The sequence below is a fragment of the Aeromicrobium sp. Root495 genome (genome assembly GCF_001426755.1).
Lineage (GTDB): Bacteria > Actinomycetota > Actinomycetes > Propionibacteriales > Nocardioidaceae > Aeromicrobium.
This window is the reverse complement of the sequence record NZ_LMFJ01000002.1, coordinates 147,977-167,615: the sequence shown is the minus strand read 5'-3', so window position 1 is coordinate 167,615 and position 19,639 is coordinate 147,977. Positions and strand designations below refer to the sequence as shown.

27 protein-coding genes are annotated in these 19,639 nt (G+C 71.9%); 17 read left to right on the top strand and 10 right to left on the bottom strand.

The annotated features are described in order from the left end of the window. Nucleotides 1-5: 5 nt before the first annotated feature. Both ASD11_RS14910 and ASD11_RS14905 read right to left on the bottom strand, forming a co-directional pair. Complete coding sequence (locus tag ASD11_RS14910; protein ID WP_056289328.1) at nucleotides 6-485, bottom strand: hypothetical protein; 480 nt, start codon at nucleotides 483-485, stop codon at nucleotides 6-8. Continuing rightward, complete coding sequence (locus tag ASD11_RS14905; RefSeq protein ID WP_235503370.1) at nucleotides 476-1,054, bottom strand: RNA polymerase sigma factor; 579 nt, start codon at nucleotides 1,052-1,054, stop codon at nucleotides 476-478. The genes ASD11_RS14910 and ASD11_RS14905 overlap by 10 nt, the downstream gene beginning before the upstream one ends. Before the next feature lie 153 nt (nucleotides 1,055-1,207). Between ASD11_RS14905 and ASD11_RS14900 the strand changes: the two genes are divergently transcribed. The 8 genes from ASD11_RS14900 to aqpZ all read left to right on the top strand — a co-directional run bounded on the left by ASD11_RS14900 (nucleotide 1,208) and on the right by aqpZ (nucleotide 4,645). Then, on the top strand, nucleotides 1,208-1,687 hold the full coding sequence (locus ASD11_RS14900) for an Asp23/Gls24 family envelope stress response protein (protein ID WP_082554476.1): 480 nt from the start codon (nucleotides 1,208-1,210) through the stop codon (nucleotides 1,685-1,687). Next, nucleotides 1,677-1,973: a hypothetical protein gene (locus ASD11_RS14895; protein ID WP_056289325.1), complete on the top strand. Its 297-nt coding sequence runs from the start codon at nucleotides 1,677-1,679 to the stop codon at nucleotides 1,971-1,973. Before ASD11_RS14900 ends, ASD11_RS14895 begins: the two co-directional genes overlap by 11 nt. 66 nt (nucleotides 1,974-2,039) lie before the next feature. Further along, nucleotides 2,040-2,216 (top strand): DUF2273 domain-containing protein, encoded by a 177-nt coding sequence (locus ASD11_RS17870; RefSeq protein ID WP_082554475.1) that lies wholly within the window; start codon nucleotides 2,040-2,042, stop codon nucleotides 2,214-2,216. Next, nucleotides 2,209-2,610 carry an Asp23/Gls24 family envelope stress response protein gene (locus ASD11_RS14890; protein WP_056289323.1) on the top strand — a complete coding sequence of 134 codons (402 nt, stop codon included), beginning with the start codon at nucleotides 2,209-2,211 and terminating at the stop codon, nucleotides 2,608-2,610. Before ASD11_RS17870 ends, ASD11_RS14890 begins: the two co-directional genes overlap by 8 nt. Further along, the gene (locus ASD11_RS14885) at nucleotides 2,607-3,131 is read left to right on the top strand and encodes a DUF6286 domain-containing protein (protein WP_056289321.1); all 525 of its coding nucleotides are present in this window, start codon (nucleotides 2,607-2,609) and stop codon (nucleotides 3,129-3,131) included. Before ASD11_RS14890 ends, ASD11_RS14885 begins: the two co-directional genes overlap by 4 nt. Continuing rightward, on the top strand, nucleotides 3,121-3,708 hold the full coding sequence (locus tag ASD11_RS14880) for a hypothetical protein (RefSeq protein ID WP_056289318.1): 588 nt from the start codon (nucleotides 3,121-3,123) through the stop codon (nucleotides 3,706-3,708). Before ASD11_RS14885 ends, ASD11_RS14880 begins: the two co-directional genes overlap by 11 nt. A 50-nt stretch (nucleotides 3,709-3,758) precedes the next feature. Then, on the top strand, nucleotides 3,759-3,884 hold the full coding sequence (locus tag ASD11_RS18850) for a hypothetical protein (protein WP_268750719.1): 126 nt from the start codon (nucleotides 3,759-3,761) through the stop codon (nucleotides 3,882-3,884). Nucleotides 3,885-3,934: 50 nt separating this feature from the next. Continuing rightward, nucleotides 3,935-4,645, top strand: coding sequence for an aquaporin Z (aqpZ, locus tag ASD11_RS14875; RefSeq protein WP_056289315.1), 711 nt, complete (start codon nucleotides 3,935-3,937; stop codon nucleotides 4,643-4,645). A 19-nt stretch (nucleotides 4,646-4,664) separates the two neighbouring features. Here aqpZ and ASD11_RS14870 read toward each other — a convergent pair whose 3' ends face one another. From ASD11_RS14870 to ASD11_RS14860, 3 genes are all read right to left on the bottom strand, one after another. Beyond that, complete coding sequence (locus ASD11_RS14870; protein WP_056289312.1) at nucleotides 4,665-4,889, bottom strand: DUF2188 domain-containing protein; 225 nt, start codon at nucleotides 4,887-4,889, stop codon at nucleotides 4,665-4,667. An 86-nt stretch (nucleotides 4,890-4,975) separates the two neighbouring features. Continuing rightward, on the bottom strand, nucleotides 4,976-5,794 hold the full coding sequence (locus ASD11_RS14865) for an SDR family oxidoreductase (RefSeq protein ID WP_056289309.1): 819 nt from the start codon (nucleotides 5,792-5,794) through the stop codon (nucleotides 4,976-4,978). Then, a complete protein-coding gene (locus tag ASD11_RS14860) occupies nucleotides 5,791-7,137 on the bottom strand; it encodes a cytochrome P450 (protein ID WP_056289306.1) in 1,347 nt (448 codons plus the stop codon). Before ASD11_RS14860 ends, ASD11_RS14865 begins: the two co-directional genes overlap by 4 nt. A gap of 87 nt (nucleotides 7,138-7,224) precedes the next feature. On the opposite strand from ASD11_RS14860, the gene ASD11_RS14855 reads away from it, so the two are divergent. Next, nucleotides 7,225-7,857 carry a TetR/AcrR family transcriptional regulator gene (locus ASD11_RS14855; protein ID WP_056289304.1) on the top strand — a complete coding sequence of 211 codons (633 nt, stop codon included), beginning with the start codon at nucleotides 7,225-7,227 and terminating at the stop codon, nucleotides 7,855-7,857. Nucleotides 7,858-7,921: 64 nt separating this feature from the next. Next, nucleotides 7,922-8,173 (top strand): hypothetical protein, encoded by a 252-nt coding sequence (locus ASD11_RS14850; protein WP_056289300.1) that lies wholly within the window; start codon nucleotides 7,922-7,924, stop codon nucleotides 8,171-8,173. A 7-nt stretch (nucleotides 8,174-8,180) separates the two neighbouring features. On the opposite strand, the gene ilvA is transcribed toward ASD11_RS14850, so the two are convergent. Beyond that, entirely contained in the window at nucleotides 8,181-9,434 is a 1,254-nt protein-coding gene (ilvA, locus tag ASD11_RS14845) for a threonine ammonia-lyase IlvA (protein ID WP_235503369.1), read from the bottom strand. A gap of 42 nt (nucleotides 9,435-9,476) precedes the next feature. Beyond that, nucleotides 9,477-10,400 carry a MerR family transcriptional regulator gene (locus tag ASD11_RS14840; protein ID WP_156464811.1) on the bottom strand — a complete coding sequence of 308 codons (924 nt, stop codon included), beginning with the start codon at nucleotides 10,398-10,400 and terminating at the stop codon, nucleotides 9,477-9,479. Between the two features lie 134 nt (nucleotides 10,401-10,534). On the opposite strand from ASD11_RS14840, the gene ASD11_RS14835 reads away from it, so the two are divergent. Next, a complete protein-coding gene (locus ASD11_RS14835) occupies nucleotides 10,535-12,031 on the top strand; it encodes an FAD-dependent oxidoreductase (protein WP_056289294.1) in 1,497 nt (498 codons plus the stop codon). Between the two features lie 17 nt (nucleotides 12,032-12,048). Here ASD11_RS14835 and ASD11_RS14830 read toward each other — a convergent pair whose 3' ends face one another. Next, nucleotides 12,049-12,531, bottom strand: a complete 483-nt coding sequence (locus ASD11_RS14830; protein ID WP_056289291.1) for a hypothetical protein — start codon at nucleotides 12,529-12,531, stop codon at nucleotides 12,049-12,051. A 105-nt stretch (nucleotides 12,532-12,636) separates the two neighbouring features. Here ASD11_RS14830 and ASD11_RS14825 point away from each other — a divergent pair, with 105 nt between their 5' ends. The 5 genes from ASD11_RS14825 to ASD11_RS14805 are packed head-to-tail and all read left to right on the top strand — an operon-like array spanning nucleotide 12,637 to nucleotide 16,599. Next, nucleotides 12,637-13,374, top strand: a complete 738-nt coding sequence (locus ASD11_RS14825; protein WP_162246503.1) for a YwaF family protein — start codon at nucleotides 12,637-12,639, stop codon at nucleotides 13,372-13,374. Between the two features lie 21 nt (nucleotides 13,375-13,395). Continuing rightward, nucleotides 13,396-13,884, top strand: coding sequence for a hypothetical protein (locus ASD11_RS14820; protein ID WP_056289284.1), 489 nt, complete (start codon nucleotides 13,396-13,398; stop codon nucleotides 13,882-13,884). Further along, on the top strand, nucleotides 13,881-14,267 hold the full coding sequence (locus ASD11_RS14815; RefSeq protein ID WP_056289280.1) for a hypothetical protein: 387 nt from the start codon (nucleotides 13,881-13,883) through the stop codon (nucleotides 14,265-14,267). Before ASD11_RS14820 ends, ASD11_RS14815 begins: the two co-directional genes overlap by 4 nt. Next, nucleotides 14,264-16,039 (top strand): alpha/beta hydrolase, encoded by a 1,776-nt coding sequence (locus ASD11_RS14810; protein WP_056289277.1) that lies wholly within the window; start codon nucleotides 14,264-14,266, stop codon nucleotides 16,037-16,039. The genes ASD11_RS14815 and ASD11_RS14810 overlap by 4 nt, the downstream gene beginning before the upstream one ends. A gap of 14 nt (nucleotides 16,040-16,053) precedes the next feature. Next, on the top strand, nucleotides 16,054-16,599 hold the full coding sequence (locus ASD11_RS14805) for a hypothetical protein (RefSeq protein ID WP_162246502.1): 546 nt from the start codon (nucleotides 16,054-16,056) through the stop codon (nucleotides 16,597-16,599). Nucleotides 16,600-16,601: 2 nt separating this feature from the next. Here the strand turns inward: ASD11_RS14805 and ASD11_RS14800 are convergent, their stop codons facing one another. Beyond that, nucleotides 16,602-17,585: a hypothetical protein gene (locus ASD11_RS14800; protein WP_056289271.1), complete on the bottom strand. Its 984-nt coding sequence runs from the start codon at nucleotides 17,583-17,585 to the stop codon at nucleotides 16,602-16,604. A 5-nt stretch (nucleotides 17,586-17,590) separates the two neighbouring features. Beyond that, complete coding sequence (locus ASD11_RS14795) at nucleotides 17,591-18,187, bottom strand: hypothetical protein (protein WP_056289268.1); 597 nt, start codon at nucleotides 18,185-18,187, stop codon at nucleotides 17,591-17,593. A gap of 207 nt (nucleotides 18,188-18,394) precedes the next feature. Between ASD11_RS14795 and ASD11_RS14790 the strand changes: the two genes are divergently transcribed. After that, the coding region (locus ASD11_RS14790; protein WP_235503368.1) for an alpha/beta hydrolase at nucleotides 18,395-19,639 on the top strand (1,245 nt) is incomplete at its 3' end.

The following is a 19,639-nucleotide window of genomic DNA, read 5'->3' as shown; positions in this document are numbered from 1 at the left end:
GCCCGCTACTGCCGGTGGGGGTCCTGCGTCACGACGTCGACGAACGACACCCGGATGTCACGGTCGGCGTCGAAGTCGGGGTCCGGGCCCAGCGCGGAACGCAGCACCTCCGAGACCGCCCGACGGACCTCGTCGCCCTCGGCCTGCAGGTCGGCGCCGTAGACGCCCACGAGGTCGATCTTCACGGCCACGCACCGGTCGTCCGTCACCACGACCTCGATGGCGTCGGTGGCCCGGCTCGGGGTCTCGAGGTCGTGCCGGAGTGCCGGGACGAGCACGCGCGTGGACACGCGGATCGTCGACCCGCGCGCGCCGCGCTCCGTCTCGCCCTCGTCGTTGAACGAGACGACGGACTCGGCCGGGACGACGAGCGTGCGGACCCGCTCGAGGATGGTCCGGGACAGCTCCGTCCAGGCTCCGTCGTCCTCGGACCGCAGGGCCTCCGTGGCCCGTGCGAGCGGGTCGGAGCTCTCGTCTACCGCCATGGCGCCATCCTCTCCGCAAGGTTCTGACGACCGCGGTGCAGCTGGCCCCGGACGCTGTCGGGCGTGATGGCCAGCGTAGTCGCGATCTCGTCGTAGCTCATGTCCTCCACTTCCCGGAGCAGCCACACGGCTCGCTGCTGGTCAGGCAGCTGGGTCAGCGCCACCTGCAGCGCCGCCACCAGCTCGCGGTCGAGGACGTCTTGCAAGGGGTCGCGCTGGGCCGGCGGCGCGACGAGCGCGAGGAACTCGTCGTCGACCGGTGTGGGCCGACGCCTGCGCTGCAGGTCCACCGCCCGGCGTGACGTGAGGCTGAAGAGCCACGTCCGCAGGGTGGATCGTGCCTCGAAGGTCTCGAGGTTCTTCCAGGCCGACACGAAGGCCTCCTGCACGACCTCTGCAGCATCGGCGTCGTGACCGCCGACCATGCGCAGGGCGAACCGGTACATGCCAGGACCGTGCCGCTCCACGATGGCGTCGAAGGCCGAGCGGTCGCCGAGGCGCGCGAGACGGACGAGGACCCGGTCGGACGGCTCCTCACCGCCCGCGTCGACGGCGGGGTCGTGATGCACGCCGATCAGCCTGGGACCGCAGCGCAGGGCCGGCCAGCCGAAAACGAGCACGTCCTCCCGGGCCCAGTGATGCAGGTCACGTCTCTCGGACCGTGAGGTTCTGCCGACTCGACGCGACCAACAGGTGTTCGACCAACAGAGAGGGACACAGACATGACCGAGACGATCGAGCCCACCACCGGCTCCGAGACCACCGCGACGAGCTCGACCGAGCTCGTGAAGACCGCGAAGGACGGCGCCCTGGCGAGCCCGCAGGGCCGGACCTCCATCGCCGACGCCGTGGTGTCCAAGATCGCCGGGCTGGCCACGCGCGAGGTCAGCGGGGTCCACGACCTGGGCGGGAACACCGCCCGCGCCGTCGGCGCGCTCCGCGAGCGCATCCCCGGGTCGCGAGCCAACATGAGCCAGGGCGTCAACGTCGAGGTGGGGGAGCGTCAGGCCGCCATCGACGTCGACCTCATCGCTGAGTACGGCGTCTCGATCGCCGACCTCGCCGGTGGCGTGCGCCGCAACGTGATCGGCTCCGTCGAGCGCATGACGGGGCTGGAGGTCACCGAGGTGAACATCACCGTGCTCGACGTCCACGTGGACGGCGACGAGCTCACCGAGCCCACCGAGCCCCGTGTCGAGTGACGAGGCGCCGGACCAGGCGGAGGCCGTCGCCACGGCGGTGCTCGCCGTCCCCGGCGTCCACAGCCTGCACGCCGGTCTCCTCGGCGAGGCGGCCACCTATCTGCCCGGCCGCCGGGTCAACGGCGTCCGGCTCGGGGCCGACGACTGCGAGGTCCACGTGGTCCTCGCCTGGGACGTGCCGGTCCTCGAGACCGCGGACCGGGTGCGGGTCGCCGTCGAGCCCCTCGTGGCCGGTCCCGTCCACGTGACGGTCGAGGACCTGGCCCCGCAGGCCGACCAGCCCTGACCCCGAGCACCCCGACCCCTGCTCCCGACCTCATCCAGCACTGAACCGACCTGAAGGACGACCATCATGAATCTCCCCGTCATCGGCCTGTTGACCGGACTCCTCCTGGCCATCGCCATCGCGATCGGCGGCTTCGGCGCCTTCCTCGGCGCGGTCGTCCTCGGCGGTGCCGGTCTCGCGATCGGCGCCCACCTCAGCGGCGACATCGACGTCACCGCGGTCCTGCGAGGCCGTCGTGAGTGAGACCTTCGCCCTTTCGGACGTCCCCGGCGCCGGCGCAGACCGCGCGCCGGAGGACCGCGGGACCCTGGACGTCAAGGCCCGCGCGGTCGAGTCGATCCTGTGCCGCGCCGCCCTCGACGTGGACGGCTCCGTGGCCCACTCCGCCGGCGTCGGACCCCTGGGCGGACGGAACCTCCCGACTGCTGCGGTCACGTTCCGCGGCTCCATCGCCGTGGCAACCCTCGACGTCGGCGCGCACTGGCCGTGCCGGGCCGAGGAGCTGGCGGCCACGATCCGCGACACCGTCCGCGTCGAGGCCTCCCGCCTGTCGGACACGGAGATCACTCGGGTCGACGTGACCCTCCACGTGGTCCCCGGCTCCGGCGACCAGTCTCGTCCGAGGAGGGTCCTGTGAGCACGATCCCCGCCCCCCGGGCCCGTCCGGCCGCCTCCGCCGTGGCCGTCGTGGTTGCCCTGCTGCTCGTCGGCCTGGCCGTGGTGGCCGTCCGCGAGCTCGCCCTCGCCCAGGGCTGGGCGACGGGAGCGTCCTGGACCGGCGCCGTCGTGGACCGTGCCGACGGCCGGTCGGCCGACGTGGCCTCCACGGTGGTCGGCGTCGTCGCCGCCGTGGTCGGGCTCTGGCTCGTCCTGCTGGCGGTCAAGCCCGCCCGACGGACCCACCGCCGGACGCAGCTCGACAGCGACACCTGGATCAGCGACAACGCGATCCTCACCCTCGTGACCCGCGCCGCGGAGGACACCCCCGGCGTCGCCGAGGCAGCGGCACGCACCCGTCGATCGCGCGTGGTCGTGACCGTCCAGTCCGACCACTCAGACGCGACCACCGAGGTGGAGAAGAACGTCCGCGCGGCGCTCCACGGACTCAGCACGAAGGACGTCATCGTCCGGAAGGAGCAGGTGTCTTATGACGCGTAGGCTCGCACTCCTCGACAGGGTCGCCGCCCTGGCAGTCGGACTCGTCCTGCTGGCAGCAGGACTCGCGCTGCTGGACTGGCGCTTCGAGAAGGTCGGCAGCTGGCCCGCCAAGGCCGACACGTCGGCCCTGAGCGACCTGATGGATCAGGGCTGGTGGCCGTGGGCCTTCGCGGCCGGAAGCGTCCTCGTCGGTCTCGTCGCCCTGGTCTGGCTGCTCTCCCACGCACCCCGCCGGAGCGAGGGTGCCGAGAGGATGTCCGCGGTCTCGTCCCGCGAGGGCAACGTCCGGGTCGACCTGGGCTCGGCGGCCCGGGCCGTCGCGGCAGACTTCAGCGCTCGCACCGCCATCGCCGACGTGAAGGGCACCGCCCGGCGTCGCGGCGCGACGCACGTCATCGAGCTGCGCGGCCACCTCGATGCTCGCAGCGCCGGCGTCGGGATCGATCCGGCTGCGGAGCGCTGCACCCGCGACGTGGCCGACGCGTTCCCCGACGGAGCCGTCGTGTGCCGGGTGCTGCTCGGCAGCAGTCGTCGCCGCACCAGGCTCGCCCGCACCAGCACGCCCCGCGTGCACTGAGACCCACCACGCACGACCCATCACCCACCCCACAGAAACTGAGCATCATCATGGCTCGTCCCAAGCGCAACGCCTTCGCCTTCCTCGGCTGGATCGTCTGGAAGCTGCTCGCCCTCATCGGTCTGCCGATGGCGAAGAAGAAGATCCAGGAGAACCGCTCCTCCCGTCGCCGCTGACCCTCCACACCGAGGTCACCTGACCTCCCGCCTCACGAACGGAACGACCTGTGAACGACACCACCACCTCCCCCACCACGGCCCAGCGGCTCACCGCCGAGGGCCTCGGCACCTTCTGGCTCGTCCTCGGCGGCTGCGGCACCGCGGTCCTGGCCGGGAAGGAGGTGGGCACCGCCGGTATCGCACTGGCCTTCGGTCTCACCGTCCTGACCGGTGCCTACGCCTTCGGTCCCGTGTCCGGCGGACACTTCAACCCTGCCGTGTCCGTGGGCCTCGCTGCCGCACGTCGGTTCGCCTGGAAGGACGTCCCCGCCTATGTGGTGGCGCAGGTCGTCGGCGCCACGGCGGCCGGCGCGGTCGTGCTCGCGATCGCGTCCGGCAAGCCCGGGTTCGACGCTGTCGCGTCCGGCTTCGCCAGCAACGGCTACGGCGACCGCTCGCCCGGCGGCTATGGCCTCTGGGCCGTCGTGGCGACGGAGGTCGTCCTCACGGCATTCTTCCTGTTCGTGATCCTGGGCGCCTCGGCCAAGCGGGCCGCGGTCGGCTTCTCCGGCGTCGCCATCGGCCTCGCCCTCACCCTCATCCACCTCGTGAGCATCCCGGTGAGCAACACCTCGGTGAACCCCGCCCGCTCGCTGGGCGTGGCGTGGTTCGCCGGGTGCGACGCACTGTCGCAGGTCTGGGTCTTCGTGGCGGCGCCGGTCGTGGGAGCGGCCCTCGCAGGTCTGGCGCACGCCTTCCTGCTGGGCGACGACGACTGACCGGTGACGACCCCCGGTCTCAGCCGGGCACGTCCCGGGGGTCGTGTCCCTCCGAGTCCCGCTCCCCGACGGTCCCGTCGAGGCGGTGGACGACGAGCTCGACCTTCCGTTGGCGGGCCTCGACCCGTCCGGCGGCCACGGCCTCCTCGCGGGTGTCGAAGCCGGCCAGCGCGGTCCCCTCGCTCTCGACCTTGAGGTGCCAACGGCCGTTCTGGTGGTAGACCTCGATGTCTCCTGCAGGCATGGTGCTCTCCTCTCTGCTCCTCGAGGAGTGCCCAGCGCGCGGCCGGTGAATCGCCCCTTCGGCACGGACAACACCGGCCCGCAGGCCTAGCGGCGGGCGCGCTCCTCGTAGCCGGCCCGGACCGAGGTGTCAGCGGCCTTGAAGACCTGGTCGGCACCCATGGCGCGCGCGACGGCGTCCTGCAGGAAGCGCGGCAGGACGCCGGTCGTCCGCACCACGGCCTGGCTCCAGCGCGGCACCCACACCTCCGCCTTGGGCCGGCGCAGGACCTGCTCGATCACGTGGGCGACGTCGTCGGCCGTGACCGGCTTGACGCCCTTGGCCGCAGGCACGCCGGCGGACAGCTCGGTGAGCACGACCGTGGGCTGGACCACGCTCACGTCGACGCCGTGCGGGCGGAGCTCGCTGCGCATGGCCTCGCTGAACCCCACCACGGCGAACTTCGAGGCGGAGTAGGTCGCACCGTCCGCCACGGCGATGCGGCCGACGGCAGATGCGACGTTGACGACGTGGCCGGACCCTCGCTCGCTCATGCCCGGCACCACTGCCTTCGTCCCGTGGATGACTCCGTGCAGGTTCACGTCGACGATGGTCCGGGTCACCTCGTCGGGCTCCTTCATCAGGGGACCGATGGGCATGACGCCCGCATTGTTCACGAGGACGTCGACCGGACCGGCCTCGGCGGTCGCGTCGAGGAAGGTGCGCCAGGACTCGGCCGAGGTGACGTCGAGGGCGGCGGACACGGCACCACGCCCGATCTCGCGGGCGACGCTCGCGGCGAGGGCGGCGTCGAGGTCGCCGATGACCACGGTGCAGCCGGCCCGGCTGAGACGCTCGGCCGTGGCCCGACCGATGCCGCGCGCACCTCCGGTGATGACGACGACGCGACCGGTGAGGTCCTTCATGGGCGGGCTCCTTCGAGCAGCTGCAGGTCGACGGGCTGTCCGTCGGACGGGAACGGGAGCGAGTGGTAGTTCATGCGCGGCTGGTAGTCGGCGGGGACGGTCCACCGGAAGCGTCGCAGGAGCTGGTGCATGATGGCGCGCACCTCGGCCCCGGCGAAGTGGAGGCCGAGACACTTGTGGACGCCGCCGCCGAAGGGCTCCCACGCGTGGCGGTGCACCTTGTCCTCGCGGCGCTCGTCGCTGAAGCGGCCCGGGTCGAACCGTTCGGGCTCGTCCCAGTACTCGGGCATGTGGTGCTGCAGGTGCAGCATCACCGCGGTCAGCCGGCCCTTCGGGATGGGCACACCCATGACCTCGGTGTCAGCCAGCGCCCGACGGGCCAGGACGGGGACCGGGGGCACGATGCGCAGCGACTCCTTCATGACCAGGTCGAGCGACGTGAGGGTCGAGAGCTCGTCGAACCCGGGGTGCTCGCCCAGCTCGAGGGACTCGACGCGACAGCGCTCCTGCCACACCGGGTCCTGGCCGAGCAGACGGACCATGGTGGAGACGGTGATGGTGCTCGTGTCGTGAGCCGCCATGAGCAGGAAGATCATGTGGTTGACGACGTCCTCGTCGGAGAACGAGCTCCCGTCGTCGTCGGTCAGGCGGGTCAGGACCGAGAACAGGTCGCTCCCACCGGAGGCGCGCTTGGCGGCCACGTGACGGCCGAGGAACTCCTCGAGCAGCGTGCGGCCCTGGGTCGCCCGCCCCCACCGGGTGCCGGGGACGGGGGCCCGGACGAGGGCGGTGGCGGCCTGCACGCAGTCGATGAACGCGCGGTTGACCCGCTCCAGCTCGGCCTGGTCGGCCAGCTCGGCGCCGCCCATGAAGATCTGGGTGGCGAGGTCGAGCGTGAGTCGCTTGAGCGCGGGATAGATCTCTGTCCCGGCCCCCGGCTGCCAGGCAGCGATGCCCTGCGCCGCGGCGGGGCTCAGCTCGTCGAGGTAGCCCCGCAGACGGTCCCGGGTGAAGGCCTCCTGCATGAGCCGACGGTGGCGGTGGTGCTCGTCGAGGTCGAGCAGCATGAGGCCGCCGTGGAAGAAGGGGCCGACCAGGTAGTCCCAGCCCAGCTCGTTGCTGAACGCCTTGTCGCGGTTCACGAGCGCCTCGCTGCAGGCGTCGGGCCCCAGGAGCGCCGTCCACCGGCGGCCGATGAAGGTGAGGTCGGAGACCGGTCCGTGGCGGTCGTACTGGTCGCGCATCGTGGCCAGGGGGTCGCGCACGTAGGAGAGCGTGGCGCCGACGAGCGGGACAGAACGGCGTCGGGGCACGGTGCGGGGATGCGGGGCGAGCAGGGCCATCGTGGCTCCGTTCAAATCTGACAGGACGTCCTGTCAGTTTGGGGTGCGGCTCACCGGCTGTCAAGGATGAGGTGCGACGATGTCCGGGTGCCCCAGCCCGCGGACCGTGCTCGCCCGTACGGAGGTCGGTCGGCCGACGACCGGCGTGCCGAGCGGCGAGCGCGCCTGGTCGAGGCCACGGTGCGGGTCGTCGGCGGACGAGGCGAGGGTGCCGCCACCATGACCGCCATCTGCGCCGAGGCGGGCCTGACCGAGCGCTACTTCTACGAGAGCTTCGACAAGCGGGAGGTCGCGCTCGTCGCGGCCCTCGACCACGTGGCGGACCGGCTGGCCACGGAGGCGGTCCGCGCGATCGCCCAGACTGCCGGGACCCCCACCGACCGGGTGCACGCCGGGCTGTCGGCCCTCGTGCAGTGGGTGGACGACGAGCCCCTCGCGGCCCGGGTCGCCCTCGTCGAGTCGTCGTCGCACCCGGACCTGCGGGCCCGTCGGCGCCAGCTCCTCGGGACCTTCGCCGACCTCGTCGTCACCGAGGCCGGAGTGCTCTACGGCGCGGCGGCCTGGACCGGCGCGCGCGGACGCGCCCAGGGCCTGCTGCTCGCCTCGGGCTTCGCCGAGCTCGTGGCCGCTCGGCTCACGGGCGACGCCCAGCTGAGCGCCGAGGAGCTCGTCGACATCGGCACGACGTCGTTCGAGCGTCTGACGCGCTCCACGCCCTGACGGGAGACGCGCAGACCCGTCGCGGCTGATGCATGACGTCGCCGCAGCGGGGAACACCTCGGGCATGAGCGAGCCCCAGACCATCACGGCCGAGCACCTGCGAGCCCTGCTGTCCGGTGGATCCACCATCGGACTCGTGGAGGGGCGGGTGGTGGTCCTCGGTGAGGGTGAGCAGGACGCCGACCACGCACGGGGCGCCCTCGAGGTGATCACGCGCGACGAGCTCGTGGAGCGGGTGGGCACCGATCCGGACGACGACGTGCTGGCGGAGCAGGCCGCTGCGCTGACCGTCGCGGCGGGCCAGCTCGGAGGCTGAGCGGCCGTCAGCGGATGAAGCCGAAGAGCGGGTCGTCGGGCTCGATGTGGCGGGTGGTGCACGGCGACTGGTCCATGCGCACGAGCAGGTCGCCGAGGTCGGCGGCGTCGCCCAGCTCGATGCCCACGACCGCCGGGCCGGTCTCGCGGTTGTTGCGCTTCACGTACTCGAACAGCGTGATGTCGTCGTCCGGGCCGAGGACCTCCTCGAGGAAGCGCATGAGGGCGCCCGGCTCCTGAGGGAACTCCACGAAGAAGTAGTGCTTGAGCCCCTCGTGCACGAGGGACCGCTCGATGATGTCGCCGTACCGGCTCACGTCGTTGTTGCCGCCGGAGACCACGCAGACCGTCACCTCGCCGGGCGAGGGGACCACGACCTTGCCCAGCGCGGCCGTGGCGAGCGCACCTGCGGGCTCGGCCACGATGCCGTCGTGCTGGTACATCGCGAGCATCTCGGTGCAGATGCGTCCCTCGTCGACCGGTGCCACCCGGTCGACGACACCGTTCACGAGGTCGAAGGTGTGACGACCGACGGTGCGCACGGCGGCCCCGTCGACGAAGCCGTCGATCCGGTCCAAGGTCACCGGACGGCCGGCGCGCAGGGCCGCGGTCATGCTGGCCGCGCCCGCGGGCTCGACCCCCACGATCTCGATCTCGGCACTGCGGTCGCGCAGCCACGACGCCATCCCGGCGATGAGGCCGCCACCTCCCACCGGGACCACGACACGGTCCGGCACGCGGCCGAGCTGGTCGACGATCTCTCGGGCGACGGTGCCCTGGCCCGCGATGGTGCGGGGGTCGTCGAACGGCGGGACGACCAGCGCACCGGACTCGGCTCCGTGGCCGGTGGCGGACTCCTGGGCCTCGTCGAACGTCTCGCCGATCATGACGATGTCGACGAGGTCGCCGCCGAGCTCGCGGATGCGGTCGCGCTTCTGGCGCGGCGTGGTGCGCGGCAGGTAGATCCGTCCCGGGATGCCGAGCTGGCGGCACGCCCAGGCCACCCCCTGGGCGTGGTTGCCCGCGCTCGCGCACACGACGCCCGACTCCTGCGCGGCCTCGCGGACCTGGGCGATGAAGTTGAAGGCCCCGCGCACCTTGTACGACCTGACGATCTGGAGGTCCTCGCGCTTGAGCCACACCTCCGCCCCGGCGGCGTCGGAGAGCCGGGTGCTCAGCTCGAGCGGGGTCTCACGTGCGACGCCGCGCAGGCGGTGGGCGGCCTCGTCGACCTGGGCCGCCATCGTCGTCGTGTCAGGCACGTCCCGATCCTAGGCCCGCCGCCGCAGGGGCTCTGCGGTCGGTCAGGGTCCCGTCAGCTCGAGGTCGCCGGGGGACAGGAGGTCGCGCACGAGGAACTGGTCGCGCATGACGGCGGTGAGGGCCGAGGGCAGGTCGTGCACGGAACGAGCCCGTGCGACGTCGACGTCGGCCCATCCCGGACCGCCCAGCACCACGGTGGTCCGGGCGGCGAGAGCGGTGGCGACGCGGTGGAGGCGGTCGCCGCGCGGGCGGGGGAGCGAGGCCCAGAGGAACAGGGCCCGCGGCCGGGCGCGGGCCACGACGTCGGCGATGGCGGCGGCCGGCATCCGTTGGCCGAAGGCCTGGGTGGCCACGCCGTGCTCCGCCAGGGTGCACTGCAGGGCGAGGAGGGGGAGGACGTGCTGGTCCTCCTCGGCGCACGCCAGCACCACCTCCACGGGTCCCTCGACGATGGGCAGAGCGTGCAGGTAGGCACGCAGCGCGTTGGTGGCGAGCTCGCTCACGAGGTGCTCGGCGTCGATGCCGAGGATGCCGGCCGTCCACTCCTCGCCCACGCGCTGGAGCATGGGGGTGAGGTAGAACATCCAGGCAGCCTTGGCGCCCTGCTCGGACAGCACGGAGCCGAGAAGGGAGTGGATGCGGGCGGCGTCGAGCTCTCGGGCCGCCGCGAGCACCTCGTCGGCCCACAGCTCGCGTGCTGCCTTGTTCTGACCGCTCGACGACGTCGTGCCGGCGAGACGCGAGCGGCGTACCGCCCCGGCCGCCTCGGCCGGCGACACGCCCTGGTTCACGAGGTCGGTCATGAGGCGCAGGCGCTCGACGTCGTCGGTGTCGTAGCGACGGTGACCGCCTGCGGTCCGGACCGACGGGTTGAGCCCGTAACGGCGCTCCCACGTCCGGATGGTCGACGAAGGGAGGTTCAGCTCGCTGCTGACCTCGCCCACGGTCCAGATACGTCCACTCACGACATCAGCGTAAGCCTGAACGCGTTCAAACTGTTCAGAATCTGAAAATGTGAACAAGTTCAGTCCGGCTGCTCGGTTCCAGCGGTTGGTCGGGCCCGCCCGGGGGTACACCCGCGCCGAGGAAAGGACCGCGCATGCGCTCTCTCTGGCTGGACGACAGCACTGCCATCCCCACCGACCCGCTCGGCTCCGAGGTCGAGGCCGACGACGTGGTCGTCGGCGCAGGTCTCGCCGGCCTGACGACAGCCCTGCTGCTGGCCCGCGCCGGGCGACGCGTCGCCGTGCTCGAGGCGCGGCACGTGGGTGCCGTCACGACCGGGAACACCACCGGCAAGGTCAGCCTCCTGCAAGGCACGACGTTGAGCTCGATCAGACTCCACCACGGTCCGGAGGTCGTGCGGTCCTACGTCGAGGCCAACCGCGAGGGCCAGCAGTGGCTGCTCCGGTACTGCGACGACCACGGGGTTGCTGTGCAGCACGAGTCGGCCTTCACCTACGCCAACCGTGTCTCCGCCGTCGCGACCGTGGGCGAGGAGCTGGAGACGGCGCGGGAGGCCGGACTGGGCGTGACGTGGCACGAGACGCTCGACGAGCTTCCGTTCGTCACCCACGGCGCCGTGGGTCTCGCGGGTCAGGCCCAGCTCAACGCGATGGACGTGCTCGCAGCCCTCGCTGCGGACGTGCGTCGCCACGGCGGCGTGATCCATGAAGGCGTCCGGGTGACCGGGATCCGGACCGACGGCGAGAGGTGCGAGATCCAGGCCGACGTCGCACTCGTCCGGGCCGAGCGCGTGGTCCTCGCGACCGGCATGCCGATCCTCGACCGGAGCCTGCACTTCGCGACGCTGCAGCCGACCCGGTCCTACTGCATCGCGCTCGAGGGCGTCGCCGACGTCCCGTCCGGCATGTACCTCTCGGCCTCCACGCCGAGCCGGTCGCTGCGCTGGGCACCGCGTCCCGACGGGACGAAGGTGCTCGTCGTCGGCGGCAGCGGTCACGGGGTGGGCCGCGCCCGCTCGCCCCAGCACCACCTCCAAGAGCTGCGCTCCTGGGCGCAGGACCACTTCCCGGGGAGTCGGGAGACCCATGCGTGGTCGGCCCAGGACTACATGTCCGCCGACCAGCTGCCGTTCGCGGGTCCGCTCGCCAACAGCAGGGGCCAGGTGTTCGCAGCGACCGGCTTCAACAAGTGGGGCATGACCAACGCCGTCGCGGCTGCCCTCAGCATCTCGGCCCAGCTGCTCGGCGGCCACGTGTCCTGGTCGTTGCCGCTGCGGGAGCGGATCCCGGAGCTGCGATCGGTCGCGAAGGCCGCCCAGATCAACGCCGAGGTCGGCGGGCTCATGGCGGCGGGCTGGGCAGGCGCCCTGGTCCGGTCGGCACCGGAAGCGCCGCCGGAGGGCACCGGCGCCGTCGGGCGCGAGGGCCTGGGCGTGCCGGCTGCCGTCTCCACGGTGGACGGCACCACGTGCGCGGTGGCCGCGACGTGCACGCACCTCGGCGGGATCGTGAAGTGGAACGACGCGGAGAAGACGTGGGACTGCCCCCTGCACGGCTCGCGGTTCAGCGCCGACGGCGACGTGCTGGAGGGTCCGGCCACCTCACCCCTCCCGCGCCTGCGGAGGGGATGAGGAGAGGGGTGGGTCGCCTATGCGGCGAGCTCACCCCAGAGCTGCCAGGTCTGCTCCTCGACGTCGTGCCCGTGGGTCTGCTGGAAGTTGCGACCCCCGCGCTCGAAGGTGGCGAGCACGGCTCCGGGGACCTCGCTGAGGGGCGCGGGGTGGGCCGACCAGTGGCACGCGCGGACGTGCGGCAGGTCCAGCTCGGCCGCCTCGGCCGAGTCGTCATAGGTCCAGCGACCCTCGATCCGACCGAGCCAGAGGTCGCCGTCAGGGTGCCGGGTCCAGACGAAGGCGCCGCGCGGGACGGCAGCGAAGCGGTCGAGCCGCAGCGCCGTGCGCTCGTCGACCTCGGCCAGACGCTCGACGGCGGCCACGAGACACGTCGGAGGGGGCGACAGGAGCCCGCCCACGGCCACGACGTGGCGATCGAGAGCCCACTCCACCGCACGGCTGTGGTCCACCTCGTCCCGGCGGGATCGCAGGGGTGCGCGGAAGACAGCGACGTTCATGTCCGTCGGGTACCCAGGTCGACGTGATCCCAAACACGTCGACCGCGATCTTCTTCGGGGCTCGAGCCCACCGTCCGGCCACCGCGGGGCAGTAGCGTGCCCTCCGTGTCCATCCCCGTGCACGACCTCGTGCTCGCCGCCGACTTCGAGACGTTCGGGCCGAGCCACCGCGTGGTGCTCGTGATCTTCGCCCTCGGGCTGGTCCCGGTGGTGCTGCTGGGCCGCTCGGTCCGCGGCACGGTCCGCGAGGCCGGGGTCAGCAGGGCCCTCGCGCTCGGGATCGTCGCGGTGACGGTTCCGCTCCAGGTGCTCCAGCTGCTGCCCGACGAGTGGAACCCCCGCACCTCGCTGCCCTTTCAGCTGTGCGACCTCGCCTGGATGTTCGCCGTGCACGCCCTGTGGACCCGGTCCCGGCTCACGTCGACCATCACCTACCTCTGGGGGCTGACGCTCACGACGCAGGGCATGGCCACGCCCGACCTCGCGTCGGACTGGCCGGAGCCCCGCTTCATCATGTTCTGGGCCATGCACGTGCTCATCGTCTGGGCCTCGGTCTACCTCGTGATGGGTCTACGGGTGCTTCCCACCTGGGAGACGTACCGGCGCACCGTGGCCGTCACGCTGGCCTGGGCCGCGGCCGTGATGACCTACAACGCGCTGGCCGACACCAACTACGGCTACCTCAACGGGAAGCCGAGCCGAGGTTCCCTGCTCGACGTCCTGCCCTCGTGGCCGCTGTACGTGGTCATCGAGATCGCCGTGGTGGCGGTGGTCTGGGCGCTGCTCGTGGTTCCTTGGACTGTTCGAAAGACCTCGGATCCCGTATCTTCGCGGTATCCATGACACTGACGATCGGGGGATTTCGTGTCTGAGACCGGCAACCCGTTGCTGGACGCCTTCCAGCGGCTCCAGCCCGACGTCGACGTCGTGGTGCTCCCGCCCGAGCCGCCGCTCGAGCTCCTCGAGACGTCCGACCCGGCCGAGGCCCAGCGCGCGGCGCAGGCCTCCCGCACCACGGCGCACTCCCTCCTGGAGGAGGTCCGTGGGGCCGGCGAGCCGGTCGTGATCGAGCGGTGGGACCGCCTGGCTCCGCAGGTCCACCGCCACCGCACCCGGGTGCGCGTCACGTTCGACGACGACGCTGCGGCGCTCTCCTCGATCCTCGACGTGCTCGAGTCGTTGAACGGTGCCGGCTGGGAGACCCGCCCCGTCGACGCCCCCACGCCGTGGCTCGTGGCGCGCTCGCCGCTTGCCGCCGTGCCCCTGCTCACCGCTGATGTCGCCGTGCAGGGCCCCCGGCTCGTCGTCACCGTCGAGAGCGCGGCGCTGAGGCTCGAGGAGGACCCGGCATGACCACGTTCGTGCTGATGCTCTCGGCCGTCCGTCGTGCCTCAGACCTGTGGGACGACCAGGCCGAGCAGCTCCGTGGTGGGCTCAAGCGCCTCACCGACGCGAGCGGCTCCACCGCCGGGCTCGGCGACCGCGTCGGTCCCAAGGCCAGCACCTACCTCGCCACGTGGCTCACCGAGGTCACCAACCTCTCCACCGCGGCGCAGAACCGCGCCGACGGGCTTGACGAGTTCACCGTGAGCACCGTCCAGCTCGACGAGCAGGGCGCCGCCGACCTCCGCGCCGCCTTGCCCTGGAGCAGCCAGGACGCCGTGGTCGAGAAGACCGGCGACACCAACCCGTTCCCGACCGACGACCCCGGGCCCTCGCCCACCCCGGTCCCATGACCGCCATCCAGCGCCCCACGCAGATGCCCGACTGCACCTACACGGACTCGGGCCGGTCGGTCGTGTCCGGTGTCCGGGCGTGCGCCACGGTGATTTCCGACGTCGCCGACACCATGCACGCCAACTCCGCGCCCGACGGCATCGAGGGTGAGCCCGCCGAGGTGGCGCAGCACGCCATGACCAGCACGGCCGGCCAGGTCGACGCCGCCTCGGCCGCCATGATCACCGGGCTCACCGCGCTCGACGCCTACTGCGACCGCATGGACGAGCTCAAGTCCACGTGGCACGACCTCGAGAACATGAAGGGCGCGCTCGACATCTCCGTCATCTCGCTCGAGTCGCGGAAGAACAACCCCGAGCCGTCCGACACGACGCTCGACTCCGACATCCGTGCGCACAACAGCAAGGTCTCCACCTACGACACCGACGTGAGCGACTGGGTCCGTCACGTCACCGAGGCAGAGGACCGGGTCATCGCAGCGCTCGGCCGCGCCGACACGGTCTCGGAGGCCGAGGGACTCGTCGGCTTGGTGCCCCACGTGCCCACCCTGCTGCAGGAGCTCGAGAGCCTGGGGAAGGACCCGTTGGCCATCAACGCCTGGTGGCTGGCCCTCAGCGCCGCCGAGCGCGAGGCGCTCAAGGTGAGCGACCCGAGCAGGATCGGCAACACCGACGGCATCCCGATCGTCGATCGCGACGACGCCAACCGGGCACACCTCAGCGCGCTGCTCAACACGCTGAAGCAGCAGAAGGACGACGGCGAGGCGCTGTCCGATGAGCAGCAGGAGCTCTACGACTCGGCCCAGGCCGTCTACAAGGGTCTGGACAAGGCCGACGGCGAGCTCGACGCCGAGGGGAACCCCGTCCCGGCCTTCCTCATGGTCTACGACCCGTACGCCGCCGACGGCGACGGCTACGGCGCCATCGCGTTCGGCAACCCCGAGACCGCCGACCACGTGTCCGTCAACGTCCCCGGTCTCGGCAGCAAGCTCAGCGGCATCGACGGCGTGGCCGGCAACGCCTGGGAGGTCCGCGAGAACGCCGAGCGCCAGGGCCAAGGGTCGGTGGCGTCCATCGCGTGGCTGGGCTACGACGCTCCCGACTTCGGCAAGTCCGTCAACGGGGTCATCGACGGACTCGGCGTCACGGGCGAGGGGAAGGCGGCCGCGGGAGCGCGGAACCTGTCCGACTTCGTCGACGGTCTGCGCGCCGCGCGGCACGGCGAGGAGCCGCACATGACCGTCATCGGTCACAGCTACGGCTCCACCACGGTGGCCAAGGCGGCGGGCAACGACGGCGGCCTCGACGTCGACGACATCGTGCTCGTGGGCTCGCCGGGCGCCGGCGACGAGAACCCGCGCGCCTCCGACTTGCGGGGCCACGTCTACGTCGGCGCCGCGGGCGACGACTTCGTCTCCCGGCTCGGGAGCAACGAGGACCTCTCTCTCGGCGTCGACCCCACGTCCGACGACTTCGGCGCCACGCGGTTCAAGGTCGACACTCCGGGCGACTTCGCCTTCGACGACTGGGACACGAACATCGACCTCCACACGTCGTACTTCGACAAGGACTCCACCTCGCTCAACAACGTGGGCCGCGTGGTGGCCGGACGGGGCGACGACGTGGACCCCGAGGGCCACCGCGAGGGCGGCAACGCGGGCTGGTGGGCCAAGGAGACGGCCGAGGACGGCTGGCGCGCCACCAAGGCGGGCTACGAGAAGGCCGAAGACGGCGTGAAGTGGTGGCTCAAGAACCGGTTCGGGATCGGCTGATGCGCTCGTGTCTCGTGGCGGCTGCCACACTCGTGCTCCTCGCGACGACGACGGGATGTGACGACGTGGAGGCCAAGCCCAAGGGAGCGGTGGCGGTGGGGGCGGACGCTCTCTCGACCACCCAGAAGGACGCTCTCGTGACGGTGAAGCGCGCCGTCACCAGCGCCACCCAGGCATCCGGCGGGACCCCCCACCAGGTGGGGGACCGCACCAACGCGTCGACGTGCGGCGAGCTCTACCCCAAGCGCTTCCAGACGCTCGAGGTGAACGGCTCGTTCGTCGTCGAAGGCGCCGAGCGCGCTGCCGTCGTCGCCGACGTGCGCGACGCGTGGCTCGCCGAGGGCTGGAAGCCGAAGGTCGGCGGCGCCGAGGTGGCCGGCGAGGACGACCAGGTCTCGGCCACGGTGCCGTCGTCGAGCGGGGTGGAGCTCTCGGTGCGAGCCACGGTGCTGCAGGGCACGGGCAAGGCGCCGGTGAACATCTCGGTGAGCACGCCGTGCCTCGACCTGTCCGAGGAGGCGCTCGCCGACCTCGACGTCCAGCCCGTCGACGAGGACTGACCTCACCAGACGATCGAGGGCGGCAGGTTGGGTGCCTGGACCTCCTGGACCGGGAGGGCCTGGCGCAACCGCATCGTGAAGCCGTCGCCTAGCTCGCGGGACGTGGAGGCGACCTCGCCGTAGGTGATGCGCCACTCGACCTCGACGCGGAGGTGGAACGCGTCGGTGACGTCGGCCGGGATGGGCTCGGTGGCCTGGTCGCGGGCCGACGCGCTCGACCTCCCGAAGACGACGGTGCAGGTCCCGGGCGCACTCGTGAGGGGGCCGCACCGCACCGCACCGAGGTCGCGCTGCTGCGGGTCGACGACCACCTGGGTGGCCTCGGCGCGGAGCAGGAGTCCGTCGGACTCCACGGTCCTCACGGGTCCGACCACCTGGTGGCTGCCGGGATCGATCCACCGGAACGTGAACGTGGTCGGTGCGCCGACGACCGGCACCGGGATGGGTCGGGGCTGGACGACAGGCACGGGGAGCTGGGCGCCGGCGCTCGTGCGGTCCCAGAGGAAGTCGCTCAGAGGGTCGTGCCGGTCGCTCGTGTCGGTGCCGCGCGGGACCCAGGCGACGGAGGCGTCGAGGGTGCGGTCCTTGCCCCCGGCGTAGGTGTCGAAGTCGATGTTCCCGAGGCACGACCTGAGCAGGTACCGCGCGGCCCCGCGCACGCCGGGCGGGGGTGTCTCGATCCCGGGCGGGACGGCCGAGTAGCGGCAGCGCTGCAGCCTCTGGCCACCGAAGCGCTCGCGCAGGGTCTGGCTGGTGCCACCGCCGAGGCGCACGCAGTGCGACCCCATCCCGGTGCCGTTGGCGTAGACGGCGCACGAGCGCCGTGCGGTGACGAGCGGCGCGTAGACAGTGGGGTCGGAGTGGACGGCGGGCGTGCCGTTGCTCGAGGAGTCGTCGGAGAGGCACGTCTCACCCCAGCCGCACTCCCCGGCCTCGGCGGTGCTCGGAAGGATGACGAGCAGCGCGAGCGCGAGTCCGAGCGCCACCCCTCTCATCCCGGCGGGTCCAGGCGACAGCGGCCCGAGCGATCCATGGAGGTGACGACCCAACGGCCGTCGACGGGCTCGACCGTCCAGGCGTCCTTGATCCACCGCTCCTCGGCCGGTCCGCCGTAGTAGGTGCCGTCGGCGTCGTAGTAGTTGACGGAGGTCGCCCACGAGCACGTGAGAAGCCGGACCTTCGAGCCGCGGCGGTCTGCCCGGACGACGTGGGACAGCGCCGTGGGCCGGACGTGGAGGTCGTGCGACCAGGCGAACCTGACGTTCTCGATGATCGGCCGCAGGGTCTTCTTGCTGGCCAAGGAGGTGACGGCCGGGACGAGGCGGCGGCGGTTCACGGATGCGCTGAGCGCCTCGCTGAGCTGCTTCCACGCCAGGACGGCGGGGTCCGACGCGTGCTGCTCCCAGTTGTCGACCTTCCAGGTGACACCGTCGGCTCCCTCGGGCTGCAGCTCCGGGGTGGGACTGGGGCCAGGGCTCGCGGCCGTACGGGTGGGCGCCGGGGCAGATTTCCCGTCGGAACAGCCGCAGAGACCGACCGCCAGGGCGACGCCGGCCGCGGTCAGGCTCGTGCCACGCGTGCGACTCATCGGGACCTCCGACCCATATTGATCACACCATACATGTATGGGATCGTGAGTCCACGGTGCCGCAAGGGACGGTGCCCGATCGGGGGACCCATGACGGCCATTGATCACCCGCGGCCCGTGCCACCGCTCGAGACGATGCCGGACGCAAGGGCCGTCACCTCTGGCGTCCGGACCTGCGCGACTCTCGTCTCCGACACCGCCGAGGTCATGCATGCCAACGCCGCACCGGCCGGGTTCGAGGGCGACCCGGCCGAGATCTCCCACCACGCCATGACCACCACGGCTCGCGAGGCCGAGACCACGGTCGCAGCCCTGCAGCACGGACTGGTTGCGCTCGACGCCTTCTGTGATCGCACCGACGTCCTGCGCTCCGAGCGCGCCCGACTCGTCGAGCGCCACACCGGCCTGGAGTCGGCCGCCCACGAGCTGGAACGGCGCCAGGACGCCGTGACCGAGCACGACCGCGACCCCGGCCTGGTGCAGGAGGTCGAGAACCACCGCCAACGGGTCGACGTCCTCGACCACGACACGGACCTGTGGACCTGCCGCGTCGCCGAGGCCGAGGACCGCCTCGTCGCCACGCTGCGCCGCGCCGACACGGTGCACGAGGGCACCCGGCTCGGCCTCGTGGCCCCCGACGTATCCGCCCTGGTCGTCGTTGCCGAGTCCCTCGCCGCCGACCCCGCCGCCGTCCACGTCTGGTGGCTCGCCCTCACCCGCGCCCAGCGCGAGGCACTCAAGGTCGCCCGGCCCGAGCTTGTCGGCAACCTCGACGGCATCCCTCTGGCCGACCGCGACGAGTCGAACCGAGCGCACCTCAGCGCCCTCTACCGAACCCTCCTGGAGCGCCGGGAGGATGGCGACCTTCGGGCTCCGGACCGTCACCTGCTGACGACCGTCCGGGCAGTTCGCGACGCCATGGAGGCGGCGGACGATGCGCTCGACCCCTCTGCCAGCAAGGTCCCGGTCTTCCTCATGAGCTTCGACCCCGATGCTGCGCGGGGCGACGGGTTCGGAGCGATCGCTTTCGGCGATCCGGAGACCGCGGACCGGCTCTCGATCAATGTCCCTGGCTTCTCCAGTCGGCTCGACAACATCGGAGGCGTCGCCGACGCGGCGGCCAGGATCAGGGAGAGAGCAGCGCAGATGACGTCCGAGTCGGTGGCATCGATCGCCTGGCTGGGCTACGACGCACCCGATCTGGACGCCTCAGGCGGCGGGCTGCTCGCGGCGCTCGCTGATGGGCGAGGAGTCGTCGACGACGGCATGGCGCGCACCGGGGCGGAACGCCTGTCGCGCTTCGTCGAGGGGGTGCGGAGCAACCGCAACGACGCCGCCCACCTCACGGTGATCGGCCACAGCTACGGATCGACCACGGTCGGGATCGCCGCCGGTGGCGCCATGCGTGTCGACGACGTCATCCTCGCAGGGAGTCCCGGAGCAGGCAGCGAG